The 21,695-nt window shown below is 49.5% G+C and carries 19 protein-coding genes; 5 read left to right on the top strand and 14 right to left on the bottom strand.

What is annotated here, in order from left to right:
* Nucleotides 1-121 precede the first annotated feature (121 nt).
* Nucleotides 122-2,458: a glycoside hydrolase family 65 protein gene (locus EYB30_RS07865; RefSeq protein WP_166838368.1), complete on the top strand. Its 2,337-nt coding sequence runs from the start codon at nt 122-124 to the stop codon at nt 2,456-2,458.
* Nucleotides 2,455-3,102: a beta-phosphoglucomutase gene (gene pgmB / locus EYB30_RS07860; RefSeq protein ID WP_166838367.1), complete on the top strand. Its 648-nt coding sequence runs from the start codon at nt 2,455-2,457 to the stop codon at nt 3,100-3,102. The genes EYB30_RS07865 and pgmB overlap by 4 nt, the downstream gene beginning before the upstream one ends.
* 228 nt (nt 3,103-3,330) lie before the next feature.
* Here pgmB and EYB30_RS07855 read toward each other — a convergent pair whose 3' ends face one another.
* Nucleotides 3,331-4,362 carry a LacI family DNA-binding transcriptional regulator gene (locus EYB30_RS07855; protein WP_166838366.1) on the bottom strand — a complete coding sequence of 344 codons (1,032 nt, stop codon included), beginning with the start codon at nt 4,360-4,362 and terminating at the stop codon, nt 3,331-3,333.
* A gap of 272 nt (nt 4,363-4,634) precedes the next feature.
* Between EYB30_RS07855 and EYB30_RS07850 the strand changes: the two genes are divergently transcribed.
* Entirely contained in the window at nt 4,635-6,902 is a 2,268-nt protein-coding gene (locus EYB30_RS07850; RefSeq protein ID WP_166838365.1) for a TonB-dependent receptor, read from the top strand.
* Nucleotides 6,903-7,179: 277 nt separating this feature from the next.
* The gene (gene uvrA, locus EYB30_RS07845; protein ID WP_166838364.1) at nt 7,180-10,005 is read left to right on the top strand and encodes an excinuclease ABC subunit UvrA; all 2,826 of its coding nucleotides are present in this window, start codon (nt 7,180-7,182) and stop codon (nt 10,003-10,005) included.
* A gap of 17 nt (nt 10,006-10,022) precedes the next feature.
* Here uvrA and EYB30_RS07840 read toward each other — a convergent pair whose 3' ends face one another.
* Together EYB30_RS07840 and EYB30_RS07835 are read right to left on the bottom strand one after the other, a co-directional pair.
* Nucleotides 10,023-10,484 carry a methyltransferase family protein gene (locus EYB30_RS07840; protein ID WP_166838363.1) on the bottom strand — a complete coding sequence of 154 codons (462 nt, stop codon included), beginning with the start codon at nt 10,482-10,484 and terminating at the stop codon, nt 10,023-10,025.
* A 13-nt stretch (nt 10,485-10,497) separates the two neighbouring features.
* Nucleotides 10,498-11,826 (bottom strand): ATP-binding protein, encoded by a 1,329-nt coding sequence (locus EYB30_RS07835; RefSeq protein WP_166838362.1) that lies wholly within the window; start codon nt 11,824-11,826, stop codon nt 10,498-10,500.
* A 398-nt stretch (nt 11,827-12,224) separates the two neighbouring features.
* Here EYB30_RS07835 and EYB30_RS07830 point away from each other — a divergent pair, with 398 nt between their 5' ends.
* The gene (locus tag EYB30_RS07830; RefSeq protein WP_166838361.1) at nt 12,225-13,229 is read left to right on the top strand and encodes a hypothetical protein; all 1,005 of its coding nucleotides are present in this window, start codon (nt 12,225-12,227) and stop codon (nt 13,227-13,229) included.
* On the opposite strand, the gene EYB30_RS07825 is transcribed toward EYB30_RS07830, so the two are convergent.
* From EYB30_RS07825 to EYB30_RS07775, 11 genes are all read right to left on the bottom strand, one after another.
* On the bottom strand, nt 13,216-14,448 hold the full coding sequence (locus EYB30_RS07825) for a type II restriction endonuclease (protein WP_166838360.1): 1,233 nt from the start codon (nt 14,446-14,448) through the stop codon (nt 13,216-13,218). The two genes, EYB30_RS07830 and EYB30_RS07825, sit on opposite strands and share 14 nt — an antisense overlap.
* Nucleotides 14,387-14,908 (bottom strand): very short patch repair endonuclease, encoded by a 522-nt coding sequence (locus tag EYB30_RS07820; RefSeq protein ID WP_166838359.1) that lies wholly within the window; start codon nt 14,906-14,908, stop codon nt 14,387-14,389. The genes EYB30_RS07825 and EYB30_RS07820 overlap by 62 nt, the downstream gene beginning before the upstream one ends.
* A gap of 5 nt (nt 14,909-14,913) precedes the next feature.
* Entirely contained in the window at nt 14,914-16,296 is a 1,383-nt protein-coding gene (dcm, locus tag EYB30_RS07815) for a DNA (cytosine-5-)-methyltransferase (RefSeq protein ID WP_166838358.1), read from the bottom strand.
* 143 nt (nt 16,297-16,439) lie between these two features.
* Complete coding sequence (locus EYB30_RS07810; RefSeq protein ID WP_166838357.1) at nt 16,440-16,643, bottom strand: hypothetical protein; 204 nt, start codon at nt 16,641-16,643, stop codon at nt 16,440-16,442.
* Between the two features lie 86 nt (nt 16,644-16,729).
* Entirely contained in the window at nt 16,730-17,476 is a 747-nt protein-coding gene (locus tag EYB30_RS07805) for an RES family NAD+ phosphorylase (protein ID WP_166838356.1), read from the bottom strand.
* Nucleotides 17,473-17,844 carry an MbcA/ParS/Xre antitoxin family protein gene (locus tag EYB30_RS07800; protein WP_166838355.1) on the bottom strand — a complete coding sequence of 124 codons (372 nt, stop codon included), beginning with the start codon at nt 17,842-17,844 and terminating at the stop codon, nt 17,473-17,475. Before EYB30_RS07800 ends, EYB30_RS07805 begins: the two co-directional genes overlap by 4 nt.
* Nucleotides 17,845-17,974: 130 nt before the next feature.
* On the bottom strand, nt 17,975-18,769 hold the full coding sequence (locus EYB30_RS07795; RefSeq protein ID WP_166838354.1) for a putative porin: 795 nt from the start codon (nt 18,767-18,769) through the stop codon (nt 17,975-17,977).
* Nucleotides 18,770-18,915: 146 nt separating this feature from the next.
* On the bottom strand, nt 18,916-19,389 hold the full coding sequence (locus tag EYB30_RS07790) for a hypothetical protein (RefSeq protein ID WP_166838353.1): 474 nt from the start codon (nt 19,387-19,389) through the stop codon (nt 18,916-18,918).
* Complete coding sequence (locus tag EYB30_RS07785) at nt 19,382-19,921, bottom strand: DUF6942 family protein (protein ID WP_166838352.1); 540 nt, start codon at nt 19,919-19,921, stop codon at nt 19,382-19,384. Before EYB30_RS07785 ends, EYB30_RS07790 begins: the two co-directional genes overlap by 8 nt.
* Before the next feature lie 61 nt (nt 19,922-19,982).
* A complete protein-coding gene (locus tag EYB30_RS07780; RefSeq protein ID WP_166838351.1) occupies nt 19,983-20,630 on the bottom strand; it encodes a thiol:disulfide interchange protein DsbA/DsbL in 648 nt (215 codons plus the stop codon).
* 50 nt (nt 20,631-20,680) lie between these two features.
* Nucleotides 20,681-21,676 (bottom strand): serine/threonine protein kinase, encoded by a 996-nt coding sequence (locus EYB30_RS07775; protein WP_166838350.1) that lies wholly within the window; start codon nt 21,674-21,676, stop codon nt 20,681-20,683.
* Nucleotides 21,677-21,695: the final 19 nt, after the last annotated feature.

The raw sequence follows: 21,695 nt of genomic DNA, 5'->3' as shown, positions 1-21,695 counted from the left end.
TAACCCTGTTGCCAGTCTTTTGCTGACATTTTGCACTATACACTGGTTTTATTGCATATTGCAATCGATTGCAAAAGCTGTATATTAAGCTTATTTACTGTAATTGAATCAGGTACCCGCTATGTCGTTACATCCCCATGCTGCTGTGCGGCCACTTACCACTGAGCCCTGGGCTTTAACCGACAGCCACTATCAGCCGCAGCACCTGCTGCTGCAGGAAACCCTGCTTAGCCTGGCCAATGGTTATATTGGCACACGCGGCACCTTAGAAGAAGGCGCACCGGCGGCTGTCGCCAGCTGCGAAGGGACCTATTTAAACGGCGTCTACAGCAGCGAACCAATTCATTATGGCGAAGCGGCCTATGGCTTTGCCAAACACAACCATAAAATGCTGCAGGTGGCTAACGGCAAAGTGCTTAAGCTGAATGTCGATGGCGAAGCCTTCTGTGTTGACAGTGCCAGCAGCCACAGCCGCACGCTGGATCTGCAGCAGGGCGTATTAAGCCGACACAGTGAATGGCAAAGCAGCAACGGCAAGCAGTTACGTATTGCCAGCCGGCGTTTTGTCTCCCAGGCTAACCCGCATTTACTGGCGATAGAGCTCAGCATTACCGCTCTGAATTTTTCCGGCGAAGTGATACTGAGCAGCGGCCTGGACGCAGCCTACCCCGGTTTTTATAAAAAAGACGACCCGCGGGTAGGTGAAATGTCGATCGCCGACAGCTTAACTTTGCTGCGCCAGCAATTCGATGGCGAACACAGCCTGATGTTGCACCGCGCCAAAGGCGCTGATTTTATTGTTGCCGCAGCCTGCGGCCATCTGTTGCCGGCCTGCGCCACCTTGCTGACGCAGGACGATAGCCAAACCAACATCCTGAACCAGCAATTTGCCTTGCACCTAACACAGGGCGAAACCCAAACGCTGCATAAGTTGGTGATCTACTGCCATAGCGCCAGTGTTGACCAGAGCGACAGCCTGGGCCAACAGGCGCTGCAATTGCTGAATAACGCACAGCAGCAGGGCTTTAGCGGCCTGCTAAGCGAACATCAACAGTGGTGGCAGCAATACTGGCGGCAGGCCGACGTTTCAATAGATGGCGATGTCGCGCTGCAGCAGGCGATGCGCTTTAACCTGTTTAGCCTGGCACAATCGGCCGGCCGTAACGGCCACAGCAATATCGGCGCCAAAGGCTTAACCGGCCCGGGCTATGATGGTCACTATTTCTGGGATACCGAAATTTACGTCGTGCCGGTAATGAGCCTGACCCAGCCCGAGATTGCCCGTCAGTTATTAACCCAGCGCTACAGCCAACTCGATGCCGCACGTGAGCGGGCCAGGCAGATGTCGCACAGCCGCGGTGCGCTGTACCCGTGGCGCACCATTGGCGGTGAAGAGTGCTCGGCGTATTTTCCGGCCGGCACCGCGCAGTACCACATTAATGCCGCCATTGCTTATGCTATCCGCAGCTATTATCTGGCCACTGAAGATTGGGCCTTTATGCAGCAAATGGGCGCAGAAATGCTGGTTGAAACCGCGCGGTTATGGCTGCAACTGGGCTTTTTCTCTGCGCGCAGCGGTAAGTTTGAAATACATATGGTCACCGGACCAGATGAATACTCGGCGCTGGTAAACAATAACTTCTACACCAATGCGATGGTGCAATTACAGCTGCGCTTTACGCTGCAAATAGTGCAGCAACTGCAGACGGAGCAAAGCCCGCTGCTGGCGCAGCTTGGCGTAACTGATACCGAAATGCAGCAATGGCAGCAAGCCGCTAACAGCATGTATCTGCCGTTTGACGCTCAGCTGCAGGTGCACCCGCAGGACGACAGCTTTTTAAGCCGTCAGCCGTGGGATTTTGCCAACACCCCAGCCGAAAAATATCCATTGCTGCTGCATTATCACCCGCTGGTGATTTACCGCCATCAGGTATTAAAACAGGCCGACGTGGTGCTGGCGCTGCTGTTGCTGGACGATGCGATACCGCAGGCGCAAAAGCAGCGTGATTTGGCCTATTACGAACCACTGACCACGCATGACTCCAGCTTATCCAGCTGTATTCACAGCATTTTATTTGCTGAAACCGGCGACACCGGCCGTGCGCATGAGTTTTTTGGCGACAGCGCCCGGATGGACCTGGATAACCACCATGCTAACACCGAGTTTGGCGTGCATATCGCCTGTATGGCCGGCAGCTGGATGTCGCTGGTGATGGGCTTTGCCGGCGTGCGCTCGCGCCCTGATGGCCTGCATTTTAAGCCGCAGTTACCGGCACAACTGCCTCGCTTAAGTTTCCGTTTAAGCTACCGCGGCCGGGTGTTGCAATTTAGCGCTGACCAGCAACAAGCCAGTTATCAGCTTATCAGCGGTGAGCCGTTAACGTTATTTCATAATGGTGAAGCACTGACGCTTAGCGGTAGTGAAACCGTAACCCGGGCAATAGGAGACAACGGATGAACTGCCGCGCAGTAATTTTTGACCTCGATGGCGTGTTAACTGACACCGCCATCTACCATTTTTATGCCTGGAAGGCGTTAGCTGACGAGCTGGGTATTGCCTTTACCGAGCACGACAACGAGCAACTGAAAGGCGTGGATCGCTTAGGCTCGCTACGCTGGATTTTACATCAAGGCGGTTTAACGCTAAGCGCCGCCGAAGAAACACGGCTGATGCAGCAAAAAAATGCGCATTATCTGGCGCTTATCGACCATATCACAGCGGATAATCTCTACCCCGGCGTACAGCCGTTATTTGCGCAGTTAAATCACAGTGGTATTAAAATTGGCTTGGCCTCAGCCAGCAAAAACGCGGCTTTTGTGGTTGAGCGTTTAGGTATAGCAGCGCAGTTTGACTATATTGCCGATGCCAACAACGTCGTAAACAGCAAACCCGATCCGGAAGTGTTTTTACTCGCCGCTAAAGGTCTGGGTGTACCGCCAGAGCATTGTATTGGTGTCGAAGACGCACTGGCCGGCATAGAAGCGATTAACCGTGCTGGTATGAAAGCCATCGGTATTGGTGATGCCAAGGTGCTAAGCGGGGCGTTAAAGGTGTATCCGGACGTAGCCGCAGTTACACTGACAGATTTGCTGAATTTGTAGTTTCCTCTTCAGCAGTGGCGGTTAGCATTGCTGGCGGGGCGACACAGAGTGTCTGAGCCCTGCCGTAGGCATAAGGGCGAGTTGCTGTGGCGAGCCCGACAGCAATGGTAACGCAAGCCACGACAAAATTAAGCAGCCCATCTGGTATCACAGCCTGTGAGGACAAGCAGACGTTTCGTCATCAGAATCGATTGCCGATAACGCAAGCCACGACAAAGTTTAACCGTGCTAATTTCTCCGCAAACTCGATTGGCGTTCTATTAACTTTACCGGCAGCAGCTGTGATGCCGCTTTACCGCCGTTAATACGGCTTAGCAATTGCGCTACCAGCAATTTACCGCCGGCATGGGTGTCCTGTTTTACTGTGGTTAGCGACGGTGTGCAGTAGGCCGACATCGCGATATCATCAAAACCGACCAGCGCGACCTGCTGTGGCACCTTGATCTGGTGCTCCAACAGCGCTTTCATCGCGCCCATGGCAATGGCATCACTGGCGGCGAAAATACCATCCAGGCTGCCAAGCTCGGCAAACAGCGCCTGCTGTGTCTGCAAATAACCATCCTGGGCGGTAAAATCGGTATTCAGCTGCAATGCCGGTTCAGCTTTAATGCCGGCCGCCTGCAACGCGTCCTGATAGCCCAGATAGCGCATTTCAATTTCGCTATGGCGGATATCGCCTAAAAAAGCGATGCGCTTGCAGCCCTGGGCAATTAAATGCGTCACGGCTAACTGTGCGCCCTGACGGTTATCACTGCCGATGACCGGAAAGTGCTCTGTGCCGCTGGCAGCGCCCCACACCACAAAAGGCACGCCGGCATGGCTTAATTGTTCAACCCGCTCGTCATGTTCACCCTGACCGATAACAATCAGGCCGTCGGCACGTTTAGAATCAAAGTAGTAACTGCGCCAGTCTTTGTCGGTGGTTTTGCTGGTGCTTAGCAGCATATCGTAGCCCTGGCGGGTCAGCTCATCGGCAATTACGCCGAGAATATCCAGCAAAAACGGATCGGTAATGGCCTGCTGGGTTTTGGCATCAAACAGAATAATCACCGCTATGGTATGGCTTTTTTGGGTACGCAGGCTACGCGCAGTTGCATTCACCTTAAACTGGTGATCAGCGGCAATTTGCTGCACTTTCTGCCGCGTTTGTGCATTAATCACCGGGTTATCACGCAAGGCACGTGACGCAGTCGACTCTGACACGCCAGCCAGGCGGGCAATATCAGATAAAGTCAGGGTTTTTGCCGGTTTTATTCCCACAATAGCTACTTTTACTCAGGTTTTTACTCACAGTGATAGCAATAATGCCTTAATGGGCACAGGGTGGCAACGGCACTGTCAGCCATACTGCACAATTAAGCCGCAAAATTCTTCTGCAATCGTATGCAAAAACAGCATTAACCCTATTGCAATCGATTGCAATATCACCTATGTTTAAGTCCGCCCGGCACTGTAGCGAGCAAAACAGGGTAAAAAAACACCCACTAATAACCGCCGGCTTTATAATCGACAGGATAGCAGGAGAACAACAGATGGTAGCCCGACTCAATAAGATCAGTGCCGCACTGGCACTGCTTTGCAGCATGCCCCTTTTCGCCCAAACCAGTGCCGAAGCCACAACTGACACCGAAAGCAAAGGTGACATCGAACAAATTGTTGTTACCGGTAAAGCCAGTGGCATGTCCGGCTTTAAAGTAGACACCAGTTACGCCATTACCAATGTGTCAGCCGAAAATATTGGCCGCCTGGCACCAAAAAGCACGGCAGAGTTATTTACTGTAGTGCCTGGCGTCTGGGCAGAAAGCTCGGGCGGTGTGGCCGGCGCCAACGTGTTTGTGCGCGGCTTTCCCAGCACCGGTGACGCGCCGTTTTTAACCATTCAGCTTAACGGTGCGCCAATTTTTCCGCCGCCGACTTTATCGTTTTTAGAAAACTCCTCCATTTTCCGTCTTGATGAAACCGTGCATTTTATGGAAGCACTGCGTGGCGGTTCCACGCCGGTGTTATCCAATGGCCAGCCAGGTTTAACCACTAACTTTTTGTTAAAAGAAGGCAGTGAAGTCACCGAAGGTCTGGTGAAATTTTCTACCTCCAGCTATGGCCTGCGCCGGGTAGACGGCGTGGTTAGCGGTGAAATTGCCGATCGCTTATACGTGATGGCCGGCGGTTATATCAGCAGCTCTGAAGGCCCGCGTGAAACCGGTTTTAACTCAGAAAAAGGCCATCAGTTTACCGTTAACGTAACGAAAGAGCTGGATAACGGCACCATCAATGTGTACACACGCCAGACCGACGATCACGGTGTCTGGCATTTGCCGGTTCCGCTGAATGTGGCCGGGGTCGATAACAGCTACAGCCAGATTGGCCCGAATAACCGCCTCGGTAAAATTGCCTATGGTCCGGATGGCGAAGAGCAAAGCTATGACTTTGGTGATGGCCGCGGCTGGGACGGCGGCATTACCGGCGGTACTGTTGATTTAGACTTAACCGACAGCTGGCGCTTGATGTACCGCTTTAGCCATATTGCCGGTGAAGCCAATACTTTTGGCCTGGTGCCGGAAGGCGGTGCCACTACGCTTAGCAATGTCGCCGGGGTAAATGGTCCGGTCACCGGCGTTGCAACCGGCGCCAGTTATGACGACGATACCGTGGTGCAGCAAATTGGTCGCTGGGTGGTACTGAAAGACATCGAAGCCTTTACCAATGATATCGCGCTGAGCAAAACCACTGACAATGCCGTATTTACGCTGGGTTACTACGCGACCAACTTCTCGGTGCAGGACTGGTGGTCTATCGGCAATCAGCTGTGGCATGTCGTTGAAAAGGGCGGCGAAGCGCTAGCAGGTATCGATTGTAACGACAACCTGCAAAGCTGCAGCTGGAACTACGATATCGACGCCACCGGCGATGGCGACACCAGTGCTTTTTATGGCGCGGTGGAATATCAGTTAAACGAACAGTGGCGGGTGGATGCCGGCCTGCGCCGTGAGAACCACAAAATTAGCTATGTGGTGGATGAAGGCTTAACCGGCGATATCAGCAAAGCGGTGGATTACGACGAAAGCAAAACTGCCTGGACCGCCGGGGTAAACTGGATGTGGCAGCGTAATATGGGAGTGTTTGCCCGTATCAATAAAGGCAACAAGATGCCGTTTTTTGACGATTTCCGCGATAACTACGGCGCCTTTACAAGCGGCGACAAGCTGATTAAAGAAGTCACTCAGTACGAGTTGGGCTACAAATGGGCCGAACAAAATTACAGCATGTACCTGACGGCGTTTTATAACGAAGTTGATGGCGAACTGTTTGTCGCCCGCCCCGGCGCGCCGGCCGAAGTGTTAACCACCGAAGCCATGGGTATCGAGTTTGATGCCAACTACCGCGCCGACAACGGTTTCGCCGTTAACCTGAACGCTACGGTGCAGGATACCGAAATTACTAACCATCCGGACCCGTTAGTGGTAGGCAACCAGGCTATTCGCCAGCCAGACTGGATGCTGCGGGTTACCCCCAGCTATGGTTTCGACGTCAGTGATATGTACGCTACGGTGTACGGTACTTTATCGTCAGTCGCCGACCGCTTTGGTGACAATGGCAACAGCGTCACGCTGGACGGCTACAGCAAAATCGATTTAGGTGTGCAGCTGGAGATCACCCAGCAGTTAAAAGCCCAGCTATCGGTGGCCAACCTGACTGACAAAGACGGCATTACTGAAGGCGATCCACGCAGCGCCGGCAGCCCGAACGGCCGCTATATCATGCCACGCAGTATCGATTTCAGTATTAGCTACAGCTTCTAAGATCCTCTCCCTCGCTTCACCCGTATTGCCTCCGCTTAGTGCGGAGGCTTTTTTTGCTCACGATCAGTGTTAGCCACGAACTACAACGCCCGCCCCGGCTCGCCACAGCAACTCGCCTTTTGCCTTCGGCAAGGCTCAGACACTCTGTGGCGACCGAAACGGGGTTCTAATTCGCCGCTGCCTAAGCAGCTAAGATAACTCTGCTGGTTTTTTCTTAACCTTATGTAGTGTATATTTGTACAGCTTAAGTGTATTTACTGCCTAACCGGAAACCAAAATGGATAAAATCGATATTCGCGGCGCCCGCACCCACAACCTGAAAAACATCTCGTTGACCATACCGCGCGATAAACTGATTGTGATTACCGGCTTGTCCGGCTCGGGCAAGTCGTCACTGGCGTTTGATACACTGTACGCCGAAGGCCAGCGCCGCTATGTCGAGTCGTTATCGGCCTATGCCCGGCAGTTTTTAAGTTTGATGGAAAAGCCCGATGTCGATCATATTGAAGGCTTGTCACCGGCGATTTCAATCGAACAAAAATCCACTTCGCATAACCCGCGCTCTACCGTCGGTACCATTACTGAAATTTATGACTACCTGCGTTTGTTATTTGCCCGCGTTGGTGAACCGCGCTGCCCAACGCATGATTTACCGCTGACGGCGCAAACCATCAGCGAAATGGTCGATAAGGTTACTGCCTTCCCCGAAGGCACCAAGTTAATGGTGTTAGCGCCGGTGGTGCAGGAGCGCAAAGGCGAACACGTTAAAACGCTGGAAACCTTAGCCGCGCAGGGCTATATCCGCGCCCGTATCGATGGCGAAGTCTGTGATTTATCCGACCCGCCAACGCTGGACTTACATAAAAAACATACCATTGAAGTGGTGATCGACCGCATTAAAGTGCGCGATGATGTGAAAACCCGGCTGGCTGAATCCTTTGAAACCGCGCTTAGTTTATCCGGCGGTGTGGCCAAGGTGGCACTGATGGACGAGCCGGACGCGGCTGAACTGGTGTTTTCGGCTAACTTTGCCTGCCCCAGCTGTGGTTATTCGATGGTCGAACTGGAGCCTCGCTTATTTTCGTTTAACAACCCGGCCGGTGCCTGCCCCAGTTGTGATGGCCTGGGGATGAAGCAGTATTTTGATCCGAATAAAGTCATTGTCAGTGACGAGCTCAGCCTGGCCGGCGGCGCGATACGCGGCTGGGATAAGCGTAATTTTTATTATTTTCAGATGTTAAAATCGTTAGCCGATCACTACGGCTTTGCCTTGGATGTACCCTTTAACAGCCTGAGCAAAAAGCAACAGGACGCCATTTTACGCGGCAGCGGCCATACGGTAATTGATTTTAAATACTTAAACGATCGCGGCGATATCGTGCAGCGCAGCCATCCGTTTGAAGGCATTTTGCCCAATATGGAGCGGCGCTACCGCGAAACCGAATCCAATGCCGTGCGCGAAGAGTTAAGCAAATATCTGGCGCATCAATCCTGCCCCAGCTGTCATGGCACCCGCCTGCGCGAAGAAGCCCGCCATGTGTTTATCGGCCAAACCAACCTGCCAGAAATTGTCGAATTATCGATTGGCGACTGCATGGCATTCTTCCAGCAGCTAACGTTAACCGGCCAGAAAGCACAAATTGCCGAAAAAGTGCTAAAAGAAATCCAGGACCGTTTAAGCTTTTTGGTGAACGTTGGCCTGAACTACCTGAACCTGTCGCGCAGCGCTGAAACCCTGTCCGGCGGCGAAGCACAACGTATCCGCCTGGCCAGCCAGATTGGTGCCGGTTTAGTCGGCGTAATGTACGTGCTGGACGAGCCGTCTATCGGCTTGCACCAGCGCGATAATGACCGCCTGCTGGGCACCCTTACCCACCTGCGTGATTTAGGTAATACCGTAATAGTAGTAGAGCACGATGAAGACGCAGTGCGGATGGCCGATCATATTATCGATATCGGCCCCGGTGCTGGCGTGCACGGCGGTAATATTGTCGCCCAGGGCACCTTGGAACAAGTGATGGCGGCACCAGAGTCACTCACCGGCCAGTATTTAGCTGGCACGCGTAAAATTGAAGTGCCGCAAAAACGGCATAAGCCGGGCAAAAAATGGCTGGAGGTATTAGGCGCGACCGGCAACAACTTAAAAGATGTTGATATTGCCATTCCGTTTGGCTTGATGACGTGCATCACCGGCGTGTCCGGCTCAGGTAAATCAACCTTAATTAATGACACCCTGTTTCGTGTTGCCCACCGGGTGCTGAATAAAGGCGAGGGCGACGACCCGGCACCACACCGCGAAATAAAAGGCCTGGATCACTTTGACAAAGTCATCGACATCGACCAGAGCCCAATCGGCCGCACGCCGCGCTCGAACGCCGCTACTTACACCGGCATTTTTACTGCGGTACGCGAGCTGTTTGCCGGTACTCAGGAAGCCCGTTCACGCGGTTATCAGGTTGGCCGTTTTAGCTTTAACGTTAAAGGCGGCCGCTGCGAAGCCTGTCAGGGCGATGGTGTTATTAAAGTAGAAATGCACTTTTTACCCGACGTCTACGTGCCGTGCGATGTCTGTAAAGGCAAGCGTTATAACCGCGAAACGCTGGAGATTAAATACAAAGGCAAAAATATCCACGAAGTGCTGGATATGACAGTCGAAGACGCCCTGGCCTACTTTGAAGCTATACCGGCGATTAACCGTAAGCTGCAAACGCTGCTGGATGTTGGCCTCAGCTACATTAAACTCGGCCAGTCGGCTACCACCTTATCCGGCGGTGAAGCACAACGGGTAAAACTGGCGCGCGAGCTGAGCAAACGCGATACCGGTAAAACGCTGTACATACTGGACGAACCCACCACCGGCCTGCACTTTTACGATATACAGCAACTGCTGAACGTACTGCACCGGCTGCGTGACCACGGCAACAGTATCGTGGTGATAGAGCATAACCTGGATGTGATTAAAACCGCCGACTGGATTATCGACTTAGGCCCGGAAGGAGGCAGCGGCGGCGGTGAAATCCTGATCGCCGGCACACCAGAGCAGGTGGCAGCCTGTGAAAAATCGTACACCGGGCATTATTTAAAGCCGTTGTTAACTAAGTAACTTGTCAGATGCGGCGTTTATAACCAGCGCCGCACTTTATCGCAGTAAGCCTGATAATCCGCGCCAAATTTCTGCAGTAAATGCCGCTCTTCCGGCGCTATCTGAAACCGGTTCATATACCACACAAACAGCGGCAGCAACGCCAAAGCCGCTGCGCTCATCAGATAACACGTCAGTGCTGTCAGCAGCAATAAAAAACCAACATACATAGGGTTGCGGCTATAACGGTAAATGCCGCGAACAACCAGGCTGGAGCTTTGCTGTGGCACCCGCGGGTCTACGGTGGTGTTAGCCTTGCGAAATGCCAGCACACCCGACAGCGCTATGGCGACACCGGCAACAACGAAAGCACCAGCCAATACCAGCCGCCAGCTCTGCGGCAGCGCCAACGGTGGAAAACACTGCGCCAGCAGCCACATGGCTAAGGCAAAGAGTACTACCAGCACCACAGGTGGGATTTTAAGTTCTAAGGCTTGCATCAGTCTTCCTGTTTTAAGCTAATGTCAGCAGGTGCTTACTCACAGCGTGTGCAGTGTAGTACAGCGGATACACCAGATGTTGCTGTTCCAGCGGCGACGAGCCCTGAGTGCCTGTTAGCTTAATGGTTTTAGCCGGGTTACATTTTTCAATATAAGACTGTAACGATCTGGCTTTGGTGCGCTTGCCGCTTTTTACTTCCAGCGGTATCACATTGCCGCTGCTATCAGCGAGAATAAACTCTATCTCCGCTCTGGCATCACTCCAGGAAAAGGTCGGGTCAATACCCAGCGCCGCCAGCTCCTGCTGGACAAAATTCTCGGCAATATAGCCCTTGTAATCATAATTTTGCTGTTTAATCTCAAGATAGCTGACACCCAGCATATGGTTAAGTAAGCCAACATCAAACAGAAACAGCTTAACCATATTATCTTTCTTATAAGCCGCCAGCGGGCTGCGTGGTGTGCCCTCGACAGGATAGTTTTTTAAAATCAGTCTGCACTTTTCCAGCCAGATAATGCCGCTTTCCAGCTCCTGATAACGCGATTTACGCTCGTATACCTGCTTGAATTTAAAACGTTTAACTGATTCGTCCAGTACCGCAGCAAGCTGAGCCGGCACCGCAGTAAACACCGCTTCAATTAAACCGGCATCTACCTTGCCGGAGTACTTGCCAAAATCCCGCACATAACCGGCCAGTAAATCAGCATGTATCTGCGACACCGCTTTTACCCGCTCCAGCGGGCTTTGCTCCGCCATTGCAAACCACAGGCTAACGGCCTCCGGCATACCGCCGGTAAAGTAGTAATCGGTCAGCTTATCAAACAGCTTAGTGTGGGCAGCGGCCGAGTTTTGCCCGGCATCATAGGCTTTTAACAGCATCGTTTCGCCTGAGGCCAATAAGAACTCGCGAAAGGTTAACGGCCGTAAGTTGTATTGCTCAACCTTGCCGACCGGGAAGGTATTCAGTAAGCCGATGTTAGAGCCACTGGCGGCGATAAACGCCTGTGGTGTTTGCTCGGCAAAGTACTTTAATGCGGTCACGGCACGCGGGCATTCGCCAATTTCATCGAGAATTAGCAGATCAGTGGCCATATTAAATGGCTGGCCGGTTAACAGCTCGATATTACCCAGCACATCGGCAGGGTTTAATGAGCCGGCAAAAGCATCCTGCATTTGCGGCGACTCCAGAAAGTCTATCCGCAGTACCTTTGCAAACTGGCGGCCAAACAACTCTTGCAACAAATAGGTTTTACCGGTTTGCCGCGCACCGTCAATCAGCAGGGGCTTGCGCTCAGGCTTTGCTTTCCAGCGCAGTAAAGCTGTTAGTAAATCGCGTTCCATAACACCACCTAAATGCCGTCATTTTGCGCCAACACTACACTTTTCTGCGCTTAAAAACAAACACAACCACACTTTTATGCGCATAAAAGTGTGGAATGTTACATTTTTATGTGCATAAAAGTGTAGGGCATCGCATTTTTGTGCGCATAAAAATATGGAAAGATCAGAGTAAAATGGAAAATAGTATTAAAAGTCATATAGATGCTAGCTAAGCGAACCTAGTGTGGCGTTGAAACCCTTATTGCATGCACACCAGAACCAGTGGCCGATTTCGACAAGCCTTATACTAGCAAGTACCTAAAACCGTTGTTAAACGTTAACAATGAAAATTGTTGATTGCACAGATTAATTTCAATAGAGTCAGAAACTTCAAATACATAAGCAGATATCTATAAGTAATGCCAAAAACTTTAACCCAAGCAGTAAATTTCTTAGAGACTCAGTGGTCATCAATTAACGACAATAAATTAAAAGGAATATTGTCTGAGATAAGATTCAAAAATTATTTACGTGAGCATAATGTACATTTTGTACCGGGTGGCTGGATTATTTCGCCAGGAAAAGTTCATGAAGATAATATACCGACAAAGGAAAAACTTTGTATATTGCCCAGACAGTGTGCCTTGTCATGGTGTAACAAAAACAGCCCCCCACATGAAGGGCTTACTCCAGCTGAAGTTGCTGCATACAATTATTTCAGACAAGTCGGGGTGAAATCATATTTTGCGCAACCTGATATTGTGAATGAAAACGAATTTGTTTTACCTACTCCTAGTTCAGGAAAAAGTCCTGCAAACTATCCTTTACCTTATAGTTATAAATTTATGGAGGTTTCCCCAGTTCAAGGACTTACGGAAGTCTCTATCTCCGATATGATGAAAAGTTTCCCGGCGCGCAAAAAAAATGCTGGATTAAGATGCTACCAGCTAGGAAGGATCGATACTTCTTCTCCTGAAATAACAGCATCAGAACTTATCAGTGATTTGTTTTGGTTCGAATATTCCCGATACTATCTGCAAAAGAACTATTTACTATCGAACAATGACTTGGATTTATTTTTGATTGGCACTTCTGGTAGCTGTTATCCTGTAGAGTTAAAAAGTAAGGTGCCAGCGGAAGACAGCACGCTAGGAGAGTGGTTTGGAATAGATATGGGTCCATTTGCAAAGCTCGCCTTTTTTACAGCAAATAGTATGAATACAGATGCTCTTTATGTCGTCGAGGAAGTCGATGCACAAAGAACCCACGTTCAGTGGTTAGGAATAAAATTTACTGAGCTCGTTAAAGCCTGCTCTTGGGTCGGTCAAGGTGGCGGTACTGGGATGACGGGTGGACGCTCTGCGACGTATAAAGTCCCAAAAGCTGCTTTTAGTCCCTTAAACCAACTTCTCAAAATTCTTTGATGTTATTGATGAATTCTAAAAGTGAAACCAAATCCGCTTTTTGCTGAGCTGTAAATGTTTCTTGTATAGGCTTGGGAACTACGAGTTGAACCATGTGCGCTCGCATTTGCTTTGTCTGATCTTCAGATATAGATGGCTCTAGTGTTATCAAATGTTTGACTCGAATTTTCTCTGCCTCTGCCAACACCTGCCGCCATCTCTCTTTGCATGTGGTTTTAGCAGCAAGCATAAATAATCTGTTTTGATTAAAACTGGAGTCTAGATAAGCATCCCTGCCAGGGAATAAAAAATCTGGCTTCTGTTTACCTTCGGTATATACGCCCTTCTCAAACTGGACTTTATTCTGTATCAGAATTTCCGTTATATGGTTTTCAAAAGCATGGCCGACTCTAGATTTACGTCTGTTCTGAACACTCAGAGAGAACTGTATAAACTCATCTACATCATGCCCAGTTTTCCCGAATCCTGTCTTTAATCGCTCAGAAACAATGTGACGCTCGAGTATTCTGAATAATCGCTCTTCATAATCCATCCACGCAAGGAGAGCATCATCCGGCTGTTCAATCGCTGAATATCTATCTTCTAAAATTGTTCTCGAAAAATCAGAGAACACCTTAGTTTTCGGAAATGTTGCGCCAAATTTGTTTAAAATTCGATCTAGTAGGTCACCATCTGAATCGCTTTTCGCGTAAAACTCAATTCCAAGCTCAGCCAGCATAAGTCTTACAGGAGCAATTAAACTTGATTCATCAATTGGAATTTTGCGTAATGTATTGTCCGAGTATACCGAAAGTGCTCCAAATATTACTCGTAATTGCTTTTCTGTATCTGAGCTTGGGGCGGTAATTACAACAAGAAGAGAATTGTCCTGAGTTAATGCTATAAGAAAAAAGTCACCCTCACGCATTCGCTCAGTCACTTCATTACTTCTGTAGTAAAGACGAAATTCTGGTGAGCGATGTGCTTGGTTAAAGCGAGTGTCATACCATGACATTTTATCTTCACAGATAATAGGCTCATGGCCATCACTATCTATGTAAACCATTGTTACGGGTATGTGATACTTGCCACCATTTTCAGGATAGCCAATCAAGTCGGCTATGCCAGCCTTTTTCAAGCCACCAATTTCATGTTGATTCGACTTGCCCGGGTTGGCGTCAACAGCTGTGAGGTATTTTTCCGCCGCAGCAATAAAAATATCGCTCAATTTCTCGAACATCAGTCAATCCTTTTCCATCAACACATCCCGAACAAGCAGAATGCTTAATCCATTCAGATACCGCTGCAATCAGTTGATCTGATTTTATTTTATGTCTTCCTTTGATCGCACACTCCCATACTATCAACACCCTGTACCCGTTTTCCAGTAACTTTTTGATAATACGCTCATCCCGTTTTACATTTTCTCCTAACTTTTTAGCCCAGAAATCCTCTCGAGTTGAAGGTAAACTGAAATAGTGGCAATTATGAGCGTGCCAAAAGCACCCGTTTACAAAAATAACAGCTTTAAATTTAGGAAATAAGAGATCAGGCTTACCTGGTAACTCTTTAGCAGAAACTCGATATCGGAAGCCTAAAGAATGAAGTGATTTTCTTAACCAGATTTCAGGCTTTGTGTCACGACCACGGATAGCGCGCATATTTCTGCTGCGCACTTCCGGAGTATGCACATCTGGCATGGTAATTAGGCAACCGCTTTTTTGGTTTGCTTTGAAATTGCCAGCATGACTCTGTCTTTCATCAGCTGAGCCACAGCCTGAAAAACTGGAACTACTACTGAGTTTCCAAATTGTTTGTAGGCTTGGGTGTCAGACACCGGAATAACAAAACCTCGCTCATCTGGGTGGCTAAAGCCCATTAGGCGCGAGCATTCAGTTGGAGTTAGTCGCCTTGGTCTGTTCTCAAGATTCTCTGGGTCATGAAAGTCTTTGCTGAAATTCCAACCACGATCTAGCAGTATTTCAGAACCATCTTTGTAGTATCTGGCAGATAACGTTCTGGTTGCCGTACTTTTTTCGTTCACCAAACCAAAACCAAAGCCATTACCAGCTGCTTTATGCTTTGCTGCATAATCATACAAATACTGCCAAAGTTTAGGGGTCAGTATGTAGTTATCTGGTACGTCTTTATCCAGTAAGTCACCGAGAACTGGTTTTGTTTCAGGCACCAGCTTGTGAATGTCTTTCAAAGTAAAACCTTCATGAACATTCAGATCTTTTCTGAATCCGACAAGCACAATTCGTTCACGGTGTTGTGGCAACCAATGTCTGCCATCGATTACTTTAGGATCGTTTGCTCCGGAAACTTCGCTATCAGCTATCCAGTAACCCAGCTCATCCAAAGTCTCCATAATAACTTTGAATGTTTTACCCTTATCATGGCTTTTAAGATTCTTTACGTTTTCCAATACAAAGGCAGCGGGTTGTTTAGCAGCAATAATACGAGCCACGTCAAAAAACAAAGTGCCCTGGGTTTTGCACTCAAAACCGTGAGCCCTTCCTAGTGCATTCTTTTTAGATACACCGGCAATTGAGAAAGGCTGACAAGGAAATCCAGCTAGTAGTACATCATGATCAGGAATAGTTTTATCGATATGCCGATAAGCCTCTTCCTCACTTACATCGTCTCTGTGGCTCAGAGTTACGTCACGGATATCTTCGTTGAACTTATGGTAGTGCTCGTTGCAAGCATAATTTGCTTTGTAAGTTCGAACAGCATACTTATTCCACTCACTGGTGAATACGCACAGGCCATTTTGCTCTTCGAACCCCTTGCGAATACCACCGATACCAGCAAATAGATCGATAAAGCGAAAGTCTGCTGTCTCTGGTTTTACTCTCTCTTTGGGTAAGAGTTTTTGCAAGTGCTCGAACTCCGCCATGCTTAAAACCGGAGCTGCCTTACCTTTTAGCCAACGATTAATCGTTTCACGACACCAATGGCCCGGAGAGAATTTATTCAGGTATTCACCAATAAATTTCTGGTCATAGATTTCGAGTAATTTTTCTATAAGATCTTTACCGCTGCGATCTTCAGTGGACTGCATATCCAAGGACAGTTGCTCCATGATTGCCTCCCTCGAAAGGGAAAAACGTGTGACGAATCATCACTTGTTCTTCCCTTTTTGTCAATTGATATATCTGATCTTTTATACAGTACTCAAACAGTATGATCATAAATACAGCAATCGCAAGGTCATAGAGCTTAGAACTAGACAGTGGTGCATGAGTATGCTCGTTCAAGTGCATCAATCACGTCAAATGCCAATCCCGAATCCAATTCAACTTCATCCTTACATACCGCCCAGCTATAACCACCGCGCCAGCGATCGGGGTTGTCTTCTATATAAACAGTAAAGCCGTTAATCTCTTCCTCATACGGCACGCTCAGGTCATCAGAATAGCTGTTTTGCATGGTTTTACTCCGGTTGGTCAGTTAACCAGAGTATTTATCAATACTAAGCTCAGCACCACGGACGATAAGTCACATTTGTTGTTTAATCACGCTGGCAGCGGCAATTTACCCTCTACCCAAAACTGCTCTGCACTAAAGCTATGCAACTGGGTTTCGCCGTGTTGTTTAAACACCACCTGCTGTGCGCTTAGCTCGCATAGCCATTGGCTGCTGTGCTCTGGCTGCTGGCTAACAAAGGCGTTAGGGTTAAATAAACCGATGCAGTGCTCGGTGCCGGCGGCACGGGCTGATTGGTATTCAAAGGCGTCAACGCCGGCGCTGCGCATAGCGCTGCCGAGCTGCTGGGTGTGTTGATAATCGGTTTTACTTGCTAGCAGCGCCTGGTGCTGGTTAAAGGGTGGCTGGTGCAGCGCTATGCCGTGTTCGGTATGGTAGCGCACGCTGAACAAGGTGTGGGCGGTGCGCAGTATCGGCTTTGGTGGCGGCGCGGGCATTGACTGCCAGAAAATCAGCCGGTAGTAAGCTGACTCGGCCAGTGTTGCTGCAACAGAACAGCCGGCGTAGAAAATGCCGGGCTCGTACACGCTGCCAAAACGCGAGCCCCACTTTAACGGCGGGTACCGAAACGGGGTTTTTAGCAGATAATGTAAGCCTTCAGCTGGCGGCGGTACTGGCGGTTTGGTTTGCTCTAATAATTGCTCTAACAGCGCCTGCTCTTGCAGGGTGTCGACCAGGCTAAGAGTAGCGGCTTGCTCCTGGCTTTCGACCAGACGGAACAGGGTACCGCTTAATGGGGTAATATATTGCTCGCCATTGCAGGCTTGCCAGATCATTGCTTGCCCCGCATGGCATCAACCACATGCAGCACCTGCATTAAACCATGCACGCTTTGTACTTGTTGTGCTGGTATGCCGCCGCTGAGTTGATTCGGTGTATGCATAAAATGTTGCGTCCAGCTTTTGTCACCACCGGTTAACGCATACAGGGCACGGGCAATACGAATGAGCAGTAGCGCCAGCTCGCCTTGTTTTGAGCCTGGATCTAACGACAGTTTCTGCTTTAACCGGCTTATTGCAGTGCGGTGCACCCCTAATACTGCTGCCAGTTCGGCTTGTTTTAGCCCCAGTTGGTCGGCTGCGTTTAACACCGCTTTGGCCAATACCAAATCGGCGCTGCTTACGGGTTTTAGTAATGCACCCATAACACTCTCCTGCGTCGTTAATGCACAAATTATAAGTTATATGTGCAAAAAAGACAAAATTGGCGCTGAGCAACAAAAAAAGGGCAACAATTGTTGCCCCAAAAAACGCTAGTGTAGCTACCAGAGGAAATTAGAACTGGCCAGTAACGCCTAAGCTATAAACCTTGAGCGCTGAGTTATCAGTATTGCTGTTAAAGCTGATAGAAAGTGCCCAGTTGGTGTTAAAGAAGTGCTTTGCACCCAGGCTGTAGTTGTCAGCTTTGTCATAAGATAGGCCAACTGAGGTCATTTTGCTAAAGTAGTAACCTGCATTTGCTGCCCAGCTTGAGCTGCCGTCGTTGTCGGTCAGGGCTACGCCTACTGTAATGTAACGGCCTTCGTTCAGGCTGGCGAAGTATTTGCTGCTTAAACTGAAGTAGTCAAATTCGTCGTCAACTTCAGCAGTAAAACCCACGTAGTCATTGCCTTGCAGTTGGTGGTTGTAGCTGGCAGAAAACCAGTAAGTGGTGCTAACGTCTTCTGGCTTAACCGCGCGGGCACGTACGATAAAGTTATCTGACACCAGGTAACCCAGACCAATTTGGTTGACATAGTCACCGCTGGCACGGCTGTGCGCTGCAGAAACCACCATACCGTTTTCAGCAAAATACTCACCGCCAACACCCCAGACGTTAGTGTCAAATGCACGGTTAAAAGATGCAGAAACGTTAGTTACTTTGTTAATGTATTCAAATTGATCTAACGGGCCTAAGGTGATCTTTTTATCGAAGAAATAAGTACCGTTTAAGCCCCAGTTGGTTTCGTTGTCACCGCTTACGCGAGTATGATTGGCATTCAGGCCAGTGAATAACTGATACTCTTCAGCTGATACAGTTGTTGCGCTTGCGGCCAGTGCGATAGCAGGTAATACATATTTTAACGTCATTGTTTCAGATCCCTAAGTTGGTGATAGCGGCGCGCATACTACAGACGGCAAAAGCTAATGTAAATTAAAAGTTCATTTTTATTTTACAAAATGAACCAATTGATTACTTTTCAACCTGAAATGGGGATTTTATGCTGATAGCGGCTTTAGCTGAGGCTATTCAGCCGCAACTGCACCAAATACCGCCGCAGCTGCATCACCCGCTGCGGCCGGTTAAACAGTTGATACAGTTGCAACCAATCGGCCGGCGGCATCCAGCAAACACCGTCTTGCCAGTGGCAGCGCTGCGGTTGAAACTGCCAGCGGCTTATTGCATCACCCTGTTTAACCGCTATACCTGCCATTAGCTCAATAAGAGGCCAGCCAGCAAGGTAAAAACAGACAAAGTGCGCCGATACATACTGCGGATGAGGTGCCGCGCTTTGCACGATAAAGCCGGCAGCCTGAAGCACCTCGCAGATAGCCGAAAAATCCTGTTCGCTACATACAATATCAATGTCGTTCGGCGCTGTTTCCAGCCCCAACTGCCACAGCAGGCAACTGCCGCCAATGCCAAACTGATACGGTTGCAATAAGCCACTAAGCTGCTGCAGCTGTGCCTGTAAATTATTATTACTCATCTAATGCCTTTATCAGCCCGGCCAGTCGGATCAGCTTTTCGTTATTAAGCTGACGGTAGTCAAAGTAAGGGCAAACGAATAGCCGGTGATGTTTGTCGACGGCAAATTCACTATTCAGCCAGTTAAGCTGAACCGGCAACCCCGCATCCAGCAGCGCTTTGGCATGAGTGCGGCCGGCAATAATGTGCACGGCATTGGCTGCGGGCGTCAGATCCGGCGCACTAAACAATAACGCCGTGTTGCTTCCGGCCTGCAGTAAATGCTGCTCACGGTACTGTTGCCAGCTTGCAGCCTGTTGTGCAAAGGTGAATTGGTTGGCATCCAGCGCAAATAACAACTTGGCATAGACATTAAACACCTTACGCCAGCCATTGCCGCAGGCTTGGTTTATCAGCGCTATTTCGCCACTGTGCAGTGGCTGTACCGTCTTTAGCTCAGCATACTCTGCCATTGCTGGCCGGTTAGCGATATAGACACGGAAAACGGCATCAACATCACCAAAGCCTGAAAACGCAGAGACTGGCGACAACATTATGGCTGTTTAGCGGTTAAAAAAGGCAGCCAAAGCTGCCTTAGTCGTGAACGCGGGGGCATTAAGCGTCTTTTTTCAGCAAATAGTCAATAAGCTGTTGCAGCTCCGCTTCCATCTCACGCGGATTTAATGCCGCGTTATTAATTTTGTATTTACCGTTGACGATAAGCAGCGGCACGCCGGTTAGTACACGACGGTTGGACAGTTCGTCCTGCTCTTTTTTCATTTGATTAGCGGCGCCACGGATGGAGAAGCTTTTCATCGCTTTGTCGTAGGTTTCGCCATCAATATCGTGCACTAATACCAGATTACGAATATCCTTTTCATTGGCGAACGGGGCGCGGGCACGGTGAATTTGATTAAAGATAGCGCTGGCAACCTGATCACCTTTACCAAGGTTTTTCGCTACCAGATACGCCCGGGCCAGCGCATTTTGCAGCTCTGGTGATGCAGCGCGAATGAAATCAACATGCACTTTTTTAAACTCTACACCGTCAGGCAGCTTTTTCGCCACACTCTGGGCTATTGGTTCAAACGCATTACAGCCGCCACAATAGAACGAGAAATACTCTTTTACTTCCGGTTTAACTGAGGGCTGCTCAGAAATAACCTCATAATGCTTACCGGCTTCAAACTTTGAGGCCGTGTCAGCACAGGCAGCCAGAGGTAACATTAATGCCAGTGCAAAAACAGATAACAGCTTTTTCATTATTTTCGGTGTCCTATATTCGACCAGATGGGCCACAGCTTAACAAAAACTCAGTAGTCTGGCACTAGCGAAAGTGGCGGCTGTTGCAGTAAAAACAGCTGTTCTTTCAAGGCCAGGCATTGTTGTTCCCAGTATTTGTCTGTGGCAAACCAGGGAAAGTTCATTGGAAAAGCCGGATCCTGCCAACGCCGCGCCAGCCAGGCCATATAATGCACCATTCGCATAGCGCGTAGCGGTTCTATCAGTTTCAGCTCTGTCGGGTCAAAATCACAGTACTGTTCATACTCCTCCAGCATCAATTCCAGTGTATCGCGTTGCTGGTGCCGGTCACCGGACAACATCATCCACAGATCCTGTATCGCCGGGCCACTGCGGCAATCATCTAAATCAACAAAAAACGGTCCCTCGCGGGTGTAAAACAGGTTACCGGCGTGGCAATCACCATGCAGCCGGATGAGCTGCTTTGGCTGATACTGTCGGGCACATTCTGCAATAACCTGGTCCAGCGCAGTGTCAAAAGCCGGCCGTAAATAGCCGGGGATTAATGCCAGCGCCTGCAGTACTTCGCGGCTTTGCTGCAGATGACTTTCAACACTGAAAGCCGGCCGATGCGCAAACGCGCGCGCTTTACCCACCTGATGCAGCCGGCCGAGGAATCGCCCCAACATGGCCAGTTGCTCGTCGTTGTCAATCTCCAGCGTGCGGCCACCACGGCTGGGGAACAGCGCCAGATAATAACCACCATATTGCAGCAACGATTGGCCATCCAATAGCAATGGTGCCACCACCGGAATGTCCGCAGCAGCCAGCTCAAAGGCAAAATCATGTTCTTCCTGCAGCTGGGCTGCGGTCCAGCGCTGTGGCCGGTAGAACTTCACCACGTATTTTTGCGGCTGAACTGCGTCACCCTGCCAGGCGCTGAATTGATACACCCGGTTTTCATAGCTGTTCAGCGCGGTCAGGCCCGAGCTGATATCCAGCCCTAACTGCTGCAGCGCATCGATAATAAAATCAGGCTGCAGGCCGGAAAAATCAAATGCCGTCATAATACTCCCGGCCTGCTAT

It is taken from the genome of Rheinheimera pleomorphica (assembly GCF_011634895.1).
GTDB classification, from domain to species: Bacteria; Pseudomonadota; Gammaproteobacteria; order Enterobacterales; family Alteromonadaceae; genus Alishewanella; species Alishewanella pleomorphica.
The sequence above is the reverse complement of the archived record's forward strand: the minus strand, read 5'-3'. Positions and strand labels throughout refer to the sequence as shown.